General features: G+C 62.3%; 11 protein-coding genes. 2 read left to right on the forward strand and 9 right to left on the reverse strand.

Annotated elements, in window-relative coordinates; translation table 11 throughout:
- Nucleotides 1-148: 148 nt before the first annotated feature.
- Nucleotides 149-1,501: a collagen-like protein gene (locus F4X08_14605; protein ID MYD27030.1), complete on the reverse strand. Its 1,353-nt coding sequence runs from the start codon at nt 1,499-1,501 to the stop codon at nt 149-151.
- A 1,046-nt stretch (nt 1,502-2,547) separates the two neighbouring features.
- Between F4X08_14605 and F4X08_14610 the strand changes: the two genes are divergently transcribed.
- On the forward strand, nt 2,548-3,486 hold the full coding sequence (locus tag F4X08_14610; protein MYD27031.1) for a tyrosine-type recombinase/integrase: 939 nt from the start codon (nt 2,548-2,550) through the stop codon (nt 3,484-3,486).
- Nucleotides 3,487-3,594: 108 nt separating this feature from the next.
- On the opposite strand, the gene F4X08_14615 is transcribed toward F4X08_14610, so the two are convergent.
- The 8 genes from F4X08_14615 to F4X08_14650 all read right to left on the reverse strand — a co-directional run bounded on the left by F4X08_14615 (nt 3,595) and on the right by F4X08_14650 (nt 14,705).
- On the reverse strand, nt 3,595-5,709 hold the full coding sequence (locus F4X08_14615) for a thioredoxin domain-containing protein (GenBank protein ID MYD27032.1): 2,115 nt from the start codon (nt 5,707-5,709) through the stop codon (nt 3,595-3,597).
- Between the two features lies 1 nt (nt 5,710).
- A complete protein-coding gene (locus F4X08_14620) occupies nt 5,711-6,736 on the reverse strand; it encodes a Gfo/Idh/MocA family oxidoreductase (GenBank protein MYD27033.1) in 1,026 nt (341 codons plus the stop codon).
- A 48-nt stretch (nt 6,737-6,784) separates the two neighbouring features.
- Complete coding sequence (locus tag F4X08_14625) at nt 6,785-7,666, reverse strand: hypothetical protein (GenBank protein ID MYD27034.1); 882 nt, start codon at nt 7,664-7,666, stop codon at nt 6,785-6,787.
- A complete protein-coding gene (gene ligA / locus F4X08_14630; GenBank protein MYD27035.1) occupies nt 7,663-9,726 on the reverse strand; it encodes an NAD-dependent DNA ligase LigA in 2,064 nt (687 codons plus the stop codon). The genes F4X08_14625 and ligA overlap by 4 nt, the downstream gene beginning before the upstream one ends.
- Nucleotides 9,727-9,815: 89 nt before the next feature.
- Nucleotides 9,816-12,506, reverse strand: a complete 2,691-nt coding sequence (gene secD / locus F4X08_14635; GenBank protein MYD27036.1) for a protein translocase subunit SecD — start codon at nt 12,504-12,506, stop codon at nt 9,816-9,818.
- 109 nt (nt 12,507-12,615) lie between these two features.
- Nucleotides 12,616-13,785, reverse strand: coding sequence for a hypothetical protein (locus F4X08_14640; GenBank protein ID MYD27037.1), 1,170 nt, complete (start codon nt 13,783-13,785; stop codon nt 12,616-12,618).
- 216 nt (nt 13,786-14,001) lie between these two features.
- Nucleotides 14,002-14,421, reverse strand: coding sequence for a DUF1801 domain-containing protein (locus tag F4X08_14645; GenBank protein ID MYD27038.1), 420 nt, complete (start codon nt 14,419-14,421; stop codon nt 14,002-14,004).
- Nucleotides 14,422-14,447: 26 nt separating this feature from the next.
- On the reverse strand, nt 14,448-14,705 hold the full coding sequence (locus F4X08_14650; GenBank protein MYD27039.1) for a DUF2191 domain-containing protein: 258 nt from the start codon (nt 14,703-14,705) through the stop codon (nt 14,448-14,450).
- On the opposite strand from F4X08_14650, the gene F4X08_14655 reads away from it, so the two are divergent.
- Nucleotides 14,617-17,265: a hypothetical protein gene (locus F4X08_14655; GenBank protein ID MYD27040.1), complete on the forward strand. Its 2,649-nt coding sequence runs from the start codon at nt 14,617-14,619 to the stop codon at nt 17,263-17,265. The two genes, F4X08_14650 and F4X08_14655, sit on opposite strands and share 89 nt — an antisense overlap.

The raw sequence follows: 17,265 nt of genomic DNA on the forward strand, positions 1-17,265 counted from the left end.
GCTATCTTGCCACACTGTCCCGTCAGGATAATGCCGGGAGCCACCCTTGAACTTGGCTGGCGACCTTCGCTTTGGTGGCTTGGGCCGCCAGCCCATTACTCAGGATTCTTCAGCACCCTGGCTACGGGCCCGGATTATCCCTGAGTCCTTATCCTCCGGTTGCCAGCTTTAAAAACTTAACCGTCACATAAATATCGTCAGCATAGGCGCTGCTGATCTTCACGCGAGCAGTCACGTCCTCAGTGCCATCGCTCTTGGCTGTTCCAGCTGTGGTGTTGGTGGGGATCACACCTGCGGCGATTCCACTAGAGGCAGCGGTATCGGCAGAAATGTCCAACGTTAGCACATCCGTATCGATACTGTCGAAGTCCACATTGATTTCACTATCAACGTTCACCCAAGCAGCTTCACCGGCGTTATTTGTTCCGTACTCCTGCAAACGGACGTTGACGGTGATATCGGCGTCGAGCACGGTTTCATTCGTGTCTGCAGTCGTCGTATCATCAGCCGTAGTGACGGTAGCTTCGTGAGGCGTGTTGAACACCACACGCAGACGCCTCTGGGGAGTCTCGATGTCGAACACCTCGACTTCTATCTCGTTGCTCTTAACATCACCGATCTTCGCCTGAATCTTGGCTTTTCCGGATTTATGCGTCTTGATCGTAGGCATATCATTCGGACTATCGGCATCAATGGTCGCAACGCTGGAGTTCGAAGTGGTCCAAGTAAAGGTCACGCCCGAAACCGGCGTACCCTCCTTGCCTTCATCGTCGGTCTGCTTGGCGTCCAGGGCCGTGGCCATAATCATGACATCAGTGCCTTTTTGGACAGGGAACGTTTCATCGGTTTCAATTACGATGCCCTTGACCGCGTTGTGCACACCAAGAGGTATCTCGATCTTGATGCCACGATCAGTAGCTTTCACGATGAATTTGGTCGAGTTCCCCCCTCTGTCACCCGTGACCGTCCATTCTCCCGCCTCGACCTCTTCCACTGATGCAACGACAGGATCATCCACTTCAGCCGTAAACATCACTGGAACGATACTTCCGTCCTGAGCTAAGGCGACGGCACTGAATGTCAAAGTGCCATCCTTGAGTACGTTGGCATCACGTATTTTGTCGTCTGCATCGTCGGCGTCGCCTTTGAAGTCCTTCGAGGCAAAGAATTTACGAGCATCTTCTTTCTTTTCGTTGCCTTCAAATACGACGACGTGGTGAACGGCTGCCAGAATGTTGCCAGGCAGATCGGACGGGATCCCGGCTTCACCCGGCGGACCCATGTCACCCTTCTCGCCCTTCTCACCCGGAGGACCTGGGTCACCCTTCTCGCCCTTCTCACCCGGAGGACCTGGGTCGCCCTTCTCACCTTGCGGGCCTTCAGGACCTGTGGCTCCAGCCGGACCCGTCGAACCCTGCGGGCCAGCTGGCCCTGCCGGACCGGCAACGCCAGCCGCACCGGTCGGACCCGCCGGACCTGTCTTGCCTTCGCAACCCAACATGGACAGCGCGAAGGCCAATACAGCAATTATGAGGTAATGCATTGTGTTCTCCCGTTTATGGAAGCCCTACTAAAAGGAATGACGAAAACACGAAACTTGTCTATATCGCCTCCTTTCCCGCGATTGGATCGGATGACTTATCAGATAATCACAAGACTCAAGACTGCTTGGATCTCAGAGCCGAATCACTCGGATTCAAGGGACGTATCGCCGGACTTTTCCCCTTAAATATGATTAGACCGAGCGTCAGGAAGCGGTCGGCCGACGCGCCTGAAACTGGACGCAGTCGGCCCCCACGCACGGTCGAGCGACAGGCATATGATCGGGTATGTCAGGTATGATCGGACGAGTCAGGTAAGAGTCGAGCAGGACAGGCGAGACCGAGGAGTACGTCAGGTATGAATCGGAGAGTATGCCAGATATGAGTCGGGGGGACGTCAGGTATGAATTGGGTACATCGGGTCAGGATCGGAGAGTACGTCAGATTAGGATCGAGGGAAGCCAGGTAAAGGTAAAACGGAGGTGTCGAACCTGCGTCACAAAAAACTGTCGCCATTTGTGAAGAAAGTCCATATTAGTCACGGAAAGCACTGTGAATGAAAAAAAAAGAAGTTTTTTCTTGACTTATAGTTCAATCTAATCATATATATATGGAATAAAACTTTCAGTATTAATAAAATTATTTGATATTCATAAACTGGTTGACCTTTCCCCGCATCCATTCGTACCTTACCTACCATATAAATCGACAACGAAACGGCATATTGAGACTGGCGAGAATGGTTAACGAGCCTCGTATCCAGCCGCTAGACCATATCGAATCCGTACCTGGGGCAAACCGTCCTGGCCCTTCGGTACCGGGATCGATCCTACAAACTCAGCCGTCCGAAATGCGGTGAACCACTCCATTTATATCACAAGAACAAAATTTTCAGGTTGCGACAGGAGTTAGTGTCCGGGTTCCTCCCTGTCTCGTCCGAATAACGGGGAAACAGCGATCTCTCCCATATGAGAGCGTGCTGGAACTCTTGTATTGAGAAGGTACTATGCAGCGAAATATCTCTTTACAGCATACTCTCGACCACAAGGCCGGTCGATCTTCCGTTGATCTCGCACGGTTACTGGAAGCCAGCATCGCGCCGAACACGGCGAAAGCGTACGGCGATGCTCTGCGCAAGTTGTTCGAACACCTGGATGGACAGCCGTTGACCGACACTACGCTGGCCGGCTACCTGGCGCATCTGTATGCCAGGGGACTCGCGCCGGCCTCTGTTACGGTAGTGGTACAGGCGGTCCGTTTCTGGGAGAAGCTGGATCGACGGCCGTCAGGCGTGGGCCCGTTGACGAGCCGAACGCTGGCCGGAATCCGTCGCGAAGGTCGAAACCGGGGCCGCGGCCAGGTAACGGGATTGACCCGCGAGACGGTCAAGATCATGGTACAAAACGCCTTGAGCACCGACACCCTGGCCGGACTGAGAGACGCCGCGCTGTTTCGCGTTATGAGCGATGCCCTGTTGAGGATCGGTGAAGCCGTCGCCATCGACTGCGAATACATCACCACCGAGTTCGACGGAAGTGGGCGTCTCCTGTTACATCATAGCAAGACCGACCAGGAGGGGAAGGGCGCCAGCCTCTTTCTGACCGCCCGAACCGTCGACACGATCCAGCAGTTGCAGCAGAAAGCCGGCTACACGGAGGGAGCGCTCTTTCGCCGGATGCTGAAGGGCGACCGGATGAGCGATGCCCGGCTGACGGTGGACGGCGCACGGCTGGCCATCAAGGCATCTGCGGAGTTGGTCGGCATCAAGGGTGTGAGTGGGCACAGCCTTCGCATCGGAACCGCCCAGGAACTCGCGCAGCGCGGCGCTACCCTGGTGGAATTGCAGAACGCCGGGCGATGGACCGACAGCCAGATGCCCGCGCACTACACCCGCGAGCAGGCCGCGGGCAAGGGCGCCGTTGCCCGACTGCTGGGGGTCGACTAAAGAGGTTTAGGCCTGGGTCTCTGAGGAGGGGATTCGGGCTCATTGCGATGCGATGAACGAATCACCGTGCCGCCGTGCGAATCCTAGGCGGGCTTCTAAAGAGGGAGGCTATGTGGGTTTGGTTCCGCGTCTTGTTAACAGTTCGGCCAGCCCGTCCACCGTGGTCACCGGCTGCTGACACACGAACTGCTCGCAGACGTAGGCCGTGGTCGCGCCGTCGATCTGCGGCCGACCTGCGAGGAGCGGGACGAGTTCTGCGGCACGGCCTTCGTCCTCGGACGGATCGTGCAGGGCCACGACCTTGTTCGGCAAGAACGTGCCGTCGATCAGGTCCAGCATCGCCCGCGTGGCAACGTCCTCCCTGGCGCCGACCAGGGCGATCTCCACGGGCTTGTCGAGATACCAGGAGAGTCCGCACAGCAACTGGCCGAAGCCCCCGGGCGCCGCGCCCATGTAATCCGTGAAGAGCGACAGGGTCTGCCCGGCCCGGTTCCGGTATTCGTTCCTGCCGGTGAACGCGGCCAAACGGAGCAGGTTCTGCACGCTCACGGCATTGCCCGAGGGGATCGCGTTGTCGTAGGGATTCTTTGACCGGACGATGAGCGCCTCGTGGTCGTCGCTCGTGAAGAAGAACCCGCCGTCTTCCGGATCCCAGAACCGCTCGATCGTCGTGTCCATGAGCGCCTCGGCGCGGGCGAACCAGGCCGGATCGAAGGTCGCCTCATACAGGTCGATCAGGGCGGAAACCGTGAAGGCGTAGTCGTCCAGGTAACCGTTGAACCGCGCGCGGCCGTCCTTGAAGGTATGCATGAGCCGGCCGTCCTCGTACAGTGCGTCCAGGACAAACCCCATCGAATCCGCCGCCGCGTCGAGCCAGGCCGGTTCGCCGAAGACGCGGCTCGCCCGGGCCATGCTGCCGGCCATCAGCCCGTTCCAGTCCGTCATGATCTTCTCGTCCCGTCCGGGGTGCACGCGTTTCTCGCGGTGATCGAAGAGGGTCCGGCGTCCTTCCGACACGATCGCCCGCAGTTCGTCCGGCACCACCCGCAGGTGGGCGGCCAACGGTTCCAGGTCGACGTCCACGTGCAGGACACTGGTCCCGTGTTCGAAATTGCCTCCTTCTTCCACGCCGTAGTAACGGGCGAAAAGTCGGCCCTTCTCATCCCCCAGTACCGTCTTGATCTCGTCCGGCGTCCACACGAAGAACCGGCCTTCCTCGCCCTCGCTGTCCGCGTCCTGGGTCGCGTAGAATCCGCCGCCGGTTTGCAGCATCTCTCGGATCACGTACGACGCCGTCTCCGAAACGACCCTGCGGAACAGGGGTTCTCCGGTGGCCTGGAAGGCCTCGGTATAGGTCCGAAGGAGCAGCGCGTTGTCGTAGAGCATCTTCTCGAAATGGGGGATTAGCCATTTCGCATCGACGGAATAGCGGTGGAATCCGCCGCCAAGGTGGTCGTAGATGCCGCCGTTTCCCATTTTTGCGAGGGAATGGATGGCCATGTCGAGGGCCGACTGCCGGCCGGACCTGAGGTGCTCGCGCAGCAGGAAGGACAGCGTCATGGACGGGGGGAACTTGGGCTGCGTGCCGAAACCGCCGTTGGTGGCGTCATAGGACGCGGCGATCCCGGTGAAGGCCTTGTCGAGCAGGCCCGTTTCCAGGGTCTCGTTGGCCGAAGTGAACCCGGCCAGCTCGACGAGGCGCGACTTGAGCTTCTCGCCCTGTTCCTCGGCGTCGGACCGGCGTTCCCGGTAGAACTGGGCGACGGCCTGCAGGATGCGGGGAAACCCGGGCCGGCCGTAACGGTCATCCGGGGGGAAATAGGTGCCCCCGTAGAAGGGTTTCAGGCCGGGCGTAAGGAAGACGGTCATGGGCCAGCCGCCGCTGCCCGTCATGGCGGTGACGGCGTTCATGTAGATCTCGTCCAGGTCCGGCCGTTCCTCCCGGTCCACCTTGACGTTGACGAAGTGCCGGTTCATGATCTCCGCCGTTTCGTCGTTCTCGAAGGATTCGTGGGCCATGACGTGGCACCAGTGGCACGCGGAGTAGCCGATGGACAGCATCACGGGCTTGTCTTCAGACCGGGCTTTCTCCAGGGCCTCTTCACCCCAGGGATACCAGTCCACGGGATTGTGGGCGTGCTGCCTGAGGTAGGGACTGGTTTCGTGAGCCAGGCGGTTGGCCCGTTGTTCGTCCCGCTGTTCGTTGTCGTGGGCTGCGTTCAATTTACACCATGCCTTCCCTGACCATGCGTTCCAGGACGAAATCGCCGGCGTCGATGGGAAATTCCAGGACGCGTCGCCGCGCGGAGGATTCGAAGATGCCCATGATGGTCTCCAGGGCTACGCGGGCGATCTTCGCCTCGGACCGGTGGGCGGCGCGGCCTTCCACGGCGGAGACCAGTTCCTCCAACTCACCGCACACGTTCGAATAGATCTCGTTCAACAACGGTACGTGCCATCCGTCCGAACGGTAGCTGGACAGCATTTTAAGCGGCGGCCCGTCGGGGCTGTTCACTTCGATGATGCCGTCGGAGCCGATGATCCGGAAGGAGAAGGACTGGCTCGCCCGCTCGCCCAGTTCGAAGAATCCCACCACGCCGTTCTCGTAGCCCACCCGTCCGATCGCCATGTCTTCGGCCGGCATGTCCGGATGATTGCGCCGTCCTTCGATCTGGCTGCGGCGGTCGATCTGGCCCATGACCCAGCGGGGCGGGCTGTCGCCGTTCAAGTAGCTGATCAGGTCGATGACGTGGGTGCCGTTATTCATCAGGTCGAGGGTGCAGTGGCCCCAGATCATGGCGACCTTCCCGATTTCTCCCGCCCGGACCCATGTGTGCGCCTGAACGGCCTGGGGCGAAAAACGGTGGGCGTGGCCGATGGCGAGGGCGGCGCCGGCTTTCTCGCAGGCCTCGATCATCCGGTCGGCCTCGTCCAGGGACACGGCCATGGGTTTCTCGCACAGGATGCCCTTCGCGCCGTTTTCCGCCGCCGCGATCGTGGCTTCGCAGTGTCCGCGGGGCCAGGTGCATACGCTCACCAGGTCGAGTTGCTCCCGCTCCAGCATTTCGCGATGGTCTGTGTACAGCCGGATGCCGTGTTCCCGGGCGAGGCACTGCGCCTTCTCCCCTTCCGGATGAATGTCCGAACCCGCGATCAGTTCGATCTCGGCGTTTTCCACGTGGCGGTATCCGTCCGCGTGAGCGGTGGCGATGCCGCCGCAACCGATGAAGCCTGCCCGGTACTTGTTCATGTTATCATGACCGCCCCGAGATGGGTTCACACCCGGTACACAGACTCATCATGACCGCAGAATCGGGCGCGTCAGGCAGGTCGGCCCGCCGCTGCCCGCGTAGCAGATGTGGTCTCCGTCAAATGCTTCGACTCGGCAGCCGGCCTTCCGCATGCGGTCCTCCGTAACCGGATTGCCGCTTCGCACGATGACGTGGCGGGGTCCTACGGCCAGCACGTTGCAGCCGAGACTGTCGTACTCCTCGTCCGGCACCGCCACCAGGCCGATGCCCAGGGCGGTCAGCATCTCCCGGAAGGGGATGGGCAGCAGCCGTTCGTAGACGACCGCAAGGTCCGTATCCAGCAGGCTGATGACGGACATCAGGTGCAGCACCGCGCCCGGACCGTCCCAGTGGACCATGGGGACGGCCACCACGTCGATGCCCCGCGGCTGCAGCAGTTCCTGGAACTGCCGGATCCCCTCTCCATTCGTGCGGTAGGTCAGTCCGATGACGGCCAGGTTGTCCCTGAGCCAGACCACGTCGCCCCCTTCGACGCTGCCGGGCGGTTCGATGCGCCCCGCCACGGGGATGTCCGCTCCGGCGAACCAGTCCGCCAGGGCGTCCGGCTCTTTCATGCGGGCGTCCTTGCCCATGCGGCCCAGGATCACGCCCTGGTCGGTCACCGAGGCCACGGGATCGTGGGTGTAGAGGGCGTCCAGTCCCGTCCGGCCGTCCGCCGGCAGGCACGCCACTTCGGCGCCCGCCGCTTCGAGCAGGGAAGTGAACCGCCGGTGTTCGTCCACCGCGCGGGCGAAATCCGGCCTGGTCAGGTAATCCAAGGATTGCCACTGCCCGTCGATCCGTTCCTGGCTTTCGAAGGCTTCTTCCGGGCGCTTGACCAGCACCCGCTTCAACGGGCGCACCATGGACTGGCAACCGTAGGCATTCATGGGGACTGTTCCCCGGATATGAGGGCTTCGGTTTCTTCCTCGTTCAGGATTTCGACACCGAGGGACTGGGCCTTCTTCAGCTTGGAACCGGCGTTTTCGCCGGCGACCAGGTAGTCCGTCTTCTTGCTCACGCTGGACGTCACGCGTCCGCCCGCGGCTTCGATCCGGCCGGCCATCTCATCCCTGGTGTAGTTCGACAGCGTTCCCGTGATGACGACGATCTTGTCCGCCAGCGCCTGGGAGTCCGCGCCGCTAACCGTGCCGTCTTCCGCACCGTCGCCCGGCGCTTCCAGTTCCATGCGGAGGCCGGCATCCTTCAGCTTCTCGACGATCTCGAGGTTCCGTTCGTTCCGGAAAAAAGAGACGATGCTTTCGGCGATCTTAGGACCGATCTCCGGAACGGCGACCAGTTCCTCTTCCGAAGCCGCCTTGATGGTTTCGATGGAGCGGAAGCGCTCGGCGATCTGCCGGGCGGCCCGCTCGCCCACGTGGGGGATGCCCAGGCTGAAGAGGAGGCGATCGAGGGGGCGGTCCTTGCTGGCTTCGATACCCTGCAGCAGGTTGCCGGCGGATTTCTCGCCCATGCGCTCCAGCGTCCCGAGCTGTTCGCGGGTCAACCGGTAGATGTCGCCCACGTCCCCGATCAGGCCGTTCCCCAGGATCTGCTCGGTGACCGCCGGACCGAACCCTTCGATGTCCATGGCGTTCCGGCCGGTGAAATGGGTGACGCGCGCCTGCGTCTGGGCCGGACAGGCCGCGTTCCCGCAACGCCACGCCACCTCTTCGCCCACCCGCTCGAGCGCGGTTTCGCACACCGGACAGGCCGTCGGCATCTCGAAGGGCGTTGCCCCGTCCTCTCGCTCGTTCACGTCGGCCGAAATGACCTTGGGGATGACGTCCCCGCCTTTTTCGATCCACACGGTGTCTCCGATGCGCAGGTCCTTGCGGTGGATCTCTTCCTCGTTGTGAAGCGTGGCCCGGCTAATCGTCGAGCCGGCCAGGAAGACCGGCTCGAGCTCGGCTACCGGGGTTACCACGCCAGTGCGGCCGACCTGGAGCCGGATGTCCGTGAGACGCGTCCTGGCCCGTTGCGCGGCGAACTTGTTGGCGATGGCCCAGCGGGGGCTCTTCATCGTGGCGCCGAGTTCGCCGTGCTGTGAGGTGGAATCCACCTTGATGACCATGCCGTCGATATCGTAGGACAGTGAGGTCCGTCTTTCCTCCCAGTCATGGCAGAAACCGATCACCTCGTCTATGGCTCCGAAACGCCGGGCTTCCCGGTTGGTCGGAAACCCCTGGCCGGCCAGCCAGCGCAGCCGCTGGAAGTGGCTGTCCAGGTCGGGCCGGACCGCGAGCGCGCCGGCTTCGTCCTCGAAACGCAGCGTGTAGAGGAACACCCTCAGGGGCCGCTCGGCGACGCCGCGGGGATCGCGGAGTTTCAGCGAGCCCGACGTGGCGTTGCGGGGGTTCGCGAAGAGCGGCTCCTCCCGTTCCGCGCGGGAGGCGTTCAGCGCCTCGAACCCGTCGTGGGGGAGATACACTTCGCCCCGCACATCGATGTTGTTAAGCAGGGGTTTTTCTTCGGCAATGCGCAGGGGGATGGACCGGATGGTCCGCAGGTTCGCCGTGATGTCGTCGCCCTGCTCGCCGTCCCCCCGTGTGGCGCCCAGGGCCAGCGCGCCGTTCTCGTAGCGCAGGCTCACGGCCACGCCGTCGATCTTCAGTTCGACCGCGTAGGCGTACTCCCGGTCCGGCCCCAGCAGGGCGCGGATGCGACGGTCGAAGTCCCGGATCTCCTCATCGTTGTACGTGTTCCCGATGGAGAGCATGGGTACGGGGTGCCGGACGACGGGAAAGGAAGCGGAGGGTTCCCCCCCGACGCGCTGGGTGGGCGAGTCGGGGGTGATCAGGTCGAGGTGGGCCGATTCCAGGTCCTGCAGCTCGGTCACCAGCATGTCGTAGTCGTAATCGCTGATGACCGGATCGTCGAGTACGAAGTACCGGTGATCGTGCGACCGGATGTCCCGGCGCAGGACTTCAATGCGTTCGGCAGGCGACATGGGATCCGCGGGCTTTAGCTGACCGGCGCGGGCGACGCTCGATTCGTCAAGGGTCGCGTCCGGCGCCGGCGCCCCGGCTTCAGTTTACCCTAACCGGTGCGGGCGACGCTCGACCGCGATAGCTTTCTGGCGCGTCGAATTTCCTCGCGCTTCTTCGCTATCCAGTTCTGCCACCAGACCACGATGGGGCTGGCGATAAAAATCGAGGAATAGGTTCCGGTGATGACACCGAAGGTCAGCGCCAGGGCGAATCCCCAGTTGGTCGACGTGCTGCCGGCCAGCAGGAAGACCAGGACCAGGAGGACGGTGAGCGACGTCATCATGGTCCGGTTCAGGCATTCGTTGATGCTCCGGTCCACTACGCCGGAGAACCCTTCCGTCCGGGTTCGGCCCAGGCTTTCCCTTATGCGGTCATAGACCACGATGGTGTCGTTTGTCGAATACCCCACGACGGTCAGCAGGGCCGCCACGACCGCCATGGTGAGTTCCTCGCCCACGAGGGTGAGCATGGCCAGCACGATGAGCACGTCGTGGATCAGCGCGACGATCGTCCCTATCCCGAACCGGAACCCGTTGACCTGCCGGAACCGTATGGTGATGTAGAGGACAATGCCGATGATGGAGGCCCCCACGGCGCCCATGGCGTCGACCGTGAGCTCCTTGCCGATCTTCGGGCTGACGTTGTATTCCTGCCGAAGCCAGTCGTCTTCGTTGCCCTTGAGGTTTTCGGGGAACTGTTCATGGAGCGTCGTCTTGACGGAGGATGCGATCTGCTGCTCGTTCCAGTCGCTGGCGGCCGCCCGGATCAGGATATTGCCTTCCTCGCCGATCACCTTGATCTCGCTCTGGCTCAGGTCGACGGCCTGGTTCTCGACGGTGGCGTTACCCAGAGCGCCGCGTATGTCCTGTACCGGCACCGGGGGATCGAACCGCATCTCGATCAGCGACCCGCTTTGAAAGTCCACGCCCCAGTTCACCCCGCCGCGCACGACAATGGTCCCCAGGCCGACCACGATCACGCACCAGGTGATGACGAAGGCCACTTTGCCGAACCTCATGAATCCGAAGAACAGGCGCCCGAAGGGATCGGTCCGGCCGATGCTGACCTGGGCAAGCTGCCACCGGTCGATGAGCGCGTCGAAGAGGGACCGCGTGATGAAAATGGCCGTGAACATGCTGATCAGGATACCGAAACCCAGCGTCACGGCGAATCCCTTGATGGGGCCGGTTCCGAACTCGTACAGGGCGAAGGCGGTGATCAGGGTGGTGATATTGGCGTCCACGATGGTGCGGAGCGCGTTCCCGTAGCCACTGTCCACGGACTGCCGGATCGTCTTCCCTCCGGCCCTCAGTTCCTCCTTGATCCGTTCGAAGATGAGGATGTTGGCGTCCACCGACATGCCCATGGTCAGGATGATCCCCGCGATGCCCGGCAGCGTCAGCGTCGCCTGGAAGGCGCCGAGGACGGCCAGCAGGAAGAGGAGGTTCAGGATCAGGGCGAAATTGGCGATGAAGCCGGCCGTCCGGTAATACACCGCCATGAAAATCATGACGGTGATGAGGCCCAGGATCGACGCCCACTTGCCGGAGTTGATGGCGTCCTCGCCCAGGGACGGCCCCACGACGTACTTGCTGATGATCTCCATGGGCGCGGGCAGGGCGCCGGCGCGCAGGACGATGGCGAGGTCCCTGGCCTCCTCCAGCGAGTTGATGCCGGTGATCTCGCCCCGGCCGTTGGGGATGCGTCCCTGGATGACCGGCGCGGAGAACACCCGGCCGTCCAGCACGATCGCCAGGCGCCGGCCGATGTTGTTTCCCGTAACGCGGGAGAAGGTCCTGGCGCCGTCGTCCGTGGTCGTGAAGCCCACCGACGCCACGCCCATGCTGCCGATGTCGGAGCCTGAACCGGTCTGCGGGAAGGCATCCGCCAGTACGGCGCCGGTCAGTTCCGACTGGGCGTTCATGTAGTAGTAGGACCTGACGCGCTGCCCGCTGGCCGTCGTCCGCACCACGCCGGCCCGGATCTCCGCGCCGGCCGGTATGAAGCTCTGCACCTGGGGTTGGGCCAGGATTTCGTCTACGCGGGCGGTATTGCTCGCCGGTACGATGATCTCGTTGTCGGAGAGGTCGATCAAAGACAGTAAGGGGTTGCGTTCCGCCGTGACGTTCGCTTCGGGAATCAGAGCGCTCGTATCCGCCGGGACGCTCGTGGTATCGCGGGCCGCCAGCAGGGCGTCGATGCGCTCGACGACCGAACGTAGCTCGCTGCCTTCGCGCAGCAGCCTGAACTCCAGCTGGGCGGTCTGGTTGATCAGCGTCATGGCCCGGTCGATGTCCCTGAGTCCCGGCAGCTCGACGATGATGCGGTCTTCGCCTTCCTGCTGGATGATCGGTTCGGTGACGCCGAATTCGTTGACGCGGTTCGAGATGACCTGCATCGCCCGTTCCACGACGTCTACGGCTTCCTCCTCCGGCAGGTTGGACTTGTCCACCTCGAGCTTGATGTGCACGCCGCCCTGGAGGTCGAGACCCTGGCGGATGGACTGGTCCTGGAGCAGGTCGCGTTCGGCCTTGGTCAGGTTCAGTTCCTTGAGCTGCGCCCGGTCCGCTTCGGTCAGGAGCGGATCCGCATCGATCGCATCGATCTGTTCCGGGGTAAGGGCGTTCTGAACGGGGGCGTATTGCCAGTAGTCAGATGTTCTTACGGAAGGATAGACGTACCAAAGTGCGGTGAAGATTACAACGAGAATAAGAACGATACGTACCTGTTTCCACTGCATGCAACCCGGCTCCTAAGCAGGCGAAGGCGGGTTGCCTGACTGCCTGCCACCCGCCTTCGTTTCTGCGATGCGTATAGATGATTCAAGCTGTTCGATGGGAATCTGGTCGTTAGTCTCTCAGGGCGAACAGCACGTTCTGGCCGGCGAAGTTATCCGGCACGAGCAGTTCGATGGATACCCGGTCGCCAGAGGGATGGAATGCGACGACATAGTCCTGGCCGTCCCTGAAGGTGCGCGGGAAAACGTCCACCTTCTTGATACTGTCCAGCGACGGGAAGGCCGAGCGTTCGATCGTGAGTACCGTGCCTTCACGCAGGTCCTGGGACTGGGCGAAATCCACGCCGGAGAGTGATTCCACGCGGGGGCCGCCGAAGAACGGATCCTTGATGACCATCGAGTCTTTCCAGTGATCCATGGTGTTCACGGCGAAGAATATGGAGTTCAGCTTCATCTCGGCCGCCAGCTTCGCCTGCTCCTCCATGTCCCGCTGTGCCAGCGCCTCGTCGCGGGCGTCGGTCAGCATCGCGATCTGTCCATTGAGGCGCTCTTCTTCGCTGCGCAGGAACACGATACGCTCCTCGAGCATGTCCTTGACCTGGCCCAGCGAATCGGCGATGAAAGCCGCCCGGGCTTCGGCTGCGTCGCGCTCGTCGGTCAGCGTATTGATGGTGCGGTTGATGCGCGCCCTGGCGATGCGTTGCGCGCGGCCCGGAGACATGTCCGCCGTGCCCTGCGTCACGTACGTGCCGAGGATGCCGTCCGTGTAGAGCAGCCAGATCTGGTTGCCCACGTTCAGGTCCTCCACCAGCGCGGTCTGCTCGACCACGTCGCGTGCTTCGGCGGTCGAAAGACCGTGATTCTCCATGAGGTACTGCAGGGCGACCTGGATGTGGGAGTCGCCGCGCTCAACCGTATAAGGCGCGGGCAGATCGTCCCGAAGATCCTGCATCTGCTGCTGCAGCTCCGCGACCTCGCCCCGGGTATCGATGATCTCCTGCACGAGACCGCGGTACGAAACGTCCTCTTCGCCGGCCAGCATTTCGTTCAAGACGGCTTCGTGGTCAGGATTCAGCGCCATGTTGGTCAACGACTCCGCATCGACCTGCCTGTCGGGATACGATTCGTTGAACGTCGCTATCGTCGTCTGGATCTCTTCCTGCTTGGCGCGGATTTCCTGCTCCGTGGCGTCCAACCGTTCCACGAGCTCCTCGAAGTTCGCAGGTTCGGTTGCGCATCCCATGACCAGGGTCATGGTCAGCAGTACGAATATACCTCGCATTGGATTCCTCCGTTTAAGAGTTTCACCGTTGAATCACCTTGATTCACGGCATATATAGATTTCAGATCGTCCACAATTATAACCCCAAAACCAAAATTTGTCAAGTATACTCGGTCACTGCATCGAACTTAATCGGGCCCTCCTTATACTATTTGTTACCCGGCGAAACCCGCCCTGAACGGGAGGTGCGCCAGCGATTCCGGATCGCCTCTCCGGTCAGCTCGGATACCTTCGTTTCATCTCCGCGACCGACGCGCGCACCAGTCTTTCCAGCACTTCCAGGTCCACGTCGGCCAGCTTGTTGACGTACAGGCAGGACTTGCCGGTCTTGTGCTTGCCCAGGCGGGAAAGCAACTCGTCAGATTCTTCGAACCCGGTCATGATGTAAATCGACAGGTTCTGTTTGCGCGGCGAGAATCCCACGACGGGCCAGTCGGCTTCCTGTCCGCTCGCGTACCGGTAGTGGTAGCTTCCGTACCCCACGATCGACGGTCCCCACATCACGGGTTCTTCGCCCGTCACCCTTTGCATGAGTTCCAGTAACGTTCGCGCGTCCTCGCGCCTGCGCGGATGGTCCACCGCGTCAATGAATGCTTCGACGCTCGCGTCGGTGGGCCGGGTCTTGAGATCGGACATGGTTTCTGGCTCCGTGGTTTACGGCATTATACAACTGGGGGCCGACCTTGATCGTTTTCTATGTGGTCGAGGAGCGCGGCCGAGTCGTTCAGGTCCACACCGGGCATGACCCCGGTCCCGTTAAATACCGGTAGATCAATGGCTGACCGTTCCCTGTTGCGTCGCCGCGCCAGCGCGTCAAAAAGCGCGACATGGATGACGGCGGTCAGCGTCCTGCCGGTCCGTGCCGCGATGTTCTTCAGTTTCGCGTGCTGGTTGTCGTCGATATGGATCGTAATGCGCATGCATAAACATATCCATTCTACCTGTTCATGTCATTTAGAATTCTGTGTTATGACACGAAAGCCCCCTCCACCCGGACGGCCCGATGAAGTCACAATACGGCTTGACAGTACCCCGCATTCCCCTACATTCCCCTGTACCCCACATAAAGCGGCTTCTGGCGCTTTGTGTCGTGGCAGTAACCTCGATCTAATCGTACGCGTTCCGGAACCGAAGCGATCAACCAACGTCCATTGGTACAGGTCGTCGCGTCTCTCCAGCGTGCCAGCGTTGCCGATAGCGGAATGCCCGCCCATGTCTCAGATTACCTCTAAACAGGATGCGGAACGACCACCGGATGAGGAGGCGACGGAGGTCACCGCGGCCACGCGGAAGACGGAAGCCACAGCGGCTGCGCCGAAGCCGCCAGTCCGAAAGCGTCCCCTGACCTACGTGTTCACCGGGGGCGGGACGGGCGGCCACGTCTATCCTGGGCTGGCCATCGCCGACGAGGTGCGGGCACGGAACCCCGAAGCCCGCATCGTGTACATCGGTGCGCGGGGAAGAATGGAAGCCTCCCTCGTGCCGAAGCGAGGCTATCCGATCCACCTCGTCCATGCCCGCGGACTGCCGACGGGCAGGCAGCCGCTCGCGCTCCTGCGCTTCGCGTTAAGCACCGGATTCGGCGTCCTTCAGAGCCTGTTTCACCTTACGAGACACCGGCCCCGCATGATCGTCGCCACGGGCGGCTACGCCAGCAGCCCGGTCCTCCTGGCCCACTGGATCCTCAAATCGCTCCGGCTCTCGGGCGCTCGCCGGTGTTTCGTCCACGAACAGAACGTCGTGCCCGGAAAGGTCAACCGGCTCGCGGGCCGCATCGCGGACCGCATCGGAGTTTCCTTCGAAGCGTCGCTGCGGTATTTCCCTCCGGAAAAGACGACTTGGGCGGGCTACCCGGTGCGGCGGGAGATCGGCGCCGTGTCCCGGGCCACCGCGCGGGCCTCGCAGGGCCTGCCGGACGACGCCAGGGTGGTATTCGCCTTCGGCGCTTCGTCGGGCGCCCGGTCCATCAACCGGGCCGTGGTCGACGCGCTGCCCGGGCTGCTTGCCCGGCCGGATATCCACGTCATCCACGTCATCGGCCAGACACGAAGCCCGGATTACGACGCGGAGGCAGACACCCGAAATCACCTGGAACGGCTCGACATCGCCGGTGAATACCTGTCGAGATACCACCAGTCGGATTACTCCCACGAAATCGAGAAGCTCTACGCCGCCAGCGACCTGGTCATCGGAAGGGCCAGCGCCGGTGTCGTCACCGAGATCGGCATCTGCGGAGTCCCCTCAATCCTCGTGCCCCTGCCCTACGCGCCCGGCGACCACCAGGCCGTGAACGCCAGGACGCTCGAATCGAGGGGCGCGGCCCGCGTCGTGTACGAATCGATTACCGCGGAGGACGGCCAGACCATCGGCGTGGTCGACGGGGAGCGCCTGGCCCGTCTGGTCCTCGAAATCCTGGACGACCCGGCCGGTCATGCCGCCATGAGCCGCCGGGCCCGCGAGACCTTCGACCGAAGCGGACTGGACCGGATCGTCGACCATTTGGACCAGATGCTTACGGCCAGCCTGGACTGCCTGGACCACCCGGACCAGCCTGCGGACCGCCTGGACCAGCCTGCGGACCGCCCGGACCGGCCTGCGGACCACGCAAGTTCCAACGGAAGACCCGACGAACAAGGCGCCGCCGGAGATACCAAATCGGGCGACCCGGGCAGCCAAGACGGCCCAGGCTGTCCGCCGGCATCCGCGCTCTCCCCCTTTGCGCTGGTCAGGCGTTTCGCGGAAGGGCGCGACGAGTGGTTCATCGAATCCGTGGGCGAGGACTACCTGAAGTACCGGGTCGACGGATTCCTCAAGAACGAGCGGTGGCCCATCCGGAACGAGGGCGTAAAGCTGGCCGGCCTGCTCGGTTACCGCGACCGCCTGCCCTTCCTCCTCGCGCTGCTGCGCGACCGGACGCCGGCCCCTCTCTTCCAGCGGCTCCTCGGCGGCGACTACCGGCAGGTCGGCTTCATCCGCCGCAACGCCGTGACGGCGATCGGCCGGCTTGGCGTGTACGATGCACCGGTGCGCGCCGTGCTGCTGGACCTGCTGGCGGACCCTTATTACGAAGTGCGGTCCGCCGCGGCCCTGGCCTTCGCCGACCTGGCCCACGGCCCGGAAACGGCGGACGCTGATGGAGAAAGGGACGAAGAGGTACTGAGCGGACTAAACGGCCTATTACGGGAATCGTCTTTCGAGATCCGGTCCGCCGCCATACGCGCCCTGGGCAGGATGGGCGACGGCGCCGTCTCGGAATGGCTCAGGCCGTTCTACCAGGACCCGAACGGGAAGGTGCGTCAGGCCGTCATCGACGCCCTGGCCGATCTGGTCGGGCGTAAGATGATCGACGACCTGGACGGACTGCGCGACGAGCTCGACGATATCCTGGTCACGTCGAACCACTTCGAACCGGACTTTCCAATCAAGCGGACGATGAACCGGCTGATCGGCATGATTCAAAACCAGCAGGAAGCCCCGTGA

Source organism: Gemmatimonadota bacterium, from assembly GCA_009841265.1.
Lineage (GTDB): Bacteria > JAAXHH01 > JAAXHH01 > JAAXHH01 > JAAXHH01 > JAAXHH01.

Coding starts and splice junctions, on each gene's coding strand:
- F4X08_14605 (MYD27030.1), bottom strand. CDS start 1,501: ATGTTGGGTTGCGAAGGCAAGACAGGTCCGGCGGGTCCGACCGGTGCG.
- F4X08_14610 (MYD27031.1), top strand. CDS start 2,548: ATGCAGCGAAATATCTCTTTACAGCATACTCTCGACCACAAGGCCGGT.
- F4X08_14620 (MYD27033.1), bottom strand. CDS start 6,736: ATGAACAAGTACCGGGCAGGCTTCATCGGTTGCGGCGGCATCGCCACC.
- F4X08_14625 (MYD27034.1), bottom strand. CDS start 7,666: ATGAATGCCTACGGTTGCCAGTCCATGGTGCGCCCGTTGAAGCGGGTG.
- ligA (MYD27035.1), bottom strand. CDS start 9,726: ATGTCGCCTGCCGAACGCATTGAAGTCCTGCGCCGGGACATCCGGTCG.
- secD (MYD27036.1), bottom strand. CDS start 12,506: ATGCAGTGGAAACAGGTACGTATCGTTCTTATTCTCGTTGTAATCTTC.
- F4X08_14640 (MYD27037.1), bottom strand. CDS start 13,785: ATGCGAGGTATATTCGTACTGCTGACCATGACCCTGGTCATGGGATGC.
- F4X08_14645 (MYD27038.1), bottom strand. CDS start 14,421: ATGTCCGATCTCAAGACCCGGCCCACCGACGCGAGCGTCGAAGCATTC.
- F4X08_14655 (MYD27040.1), top strand. CDS start 14,617: ATGACGGCGGTCAGCGTCCTGCCGGTCCGTGCCGCGATGTTCTTCAGT.
- F4X08_14650 (MYD27039.1), bottom strand. CDS start 14,705: ATGCGCATTACGATCCATATCGACGACAACCAGCACGCGAAACTGAAG.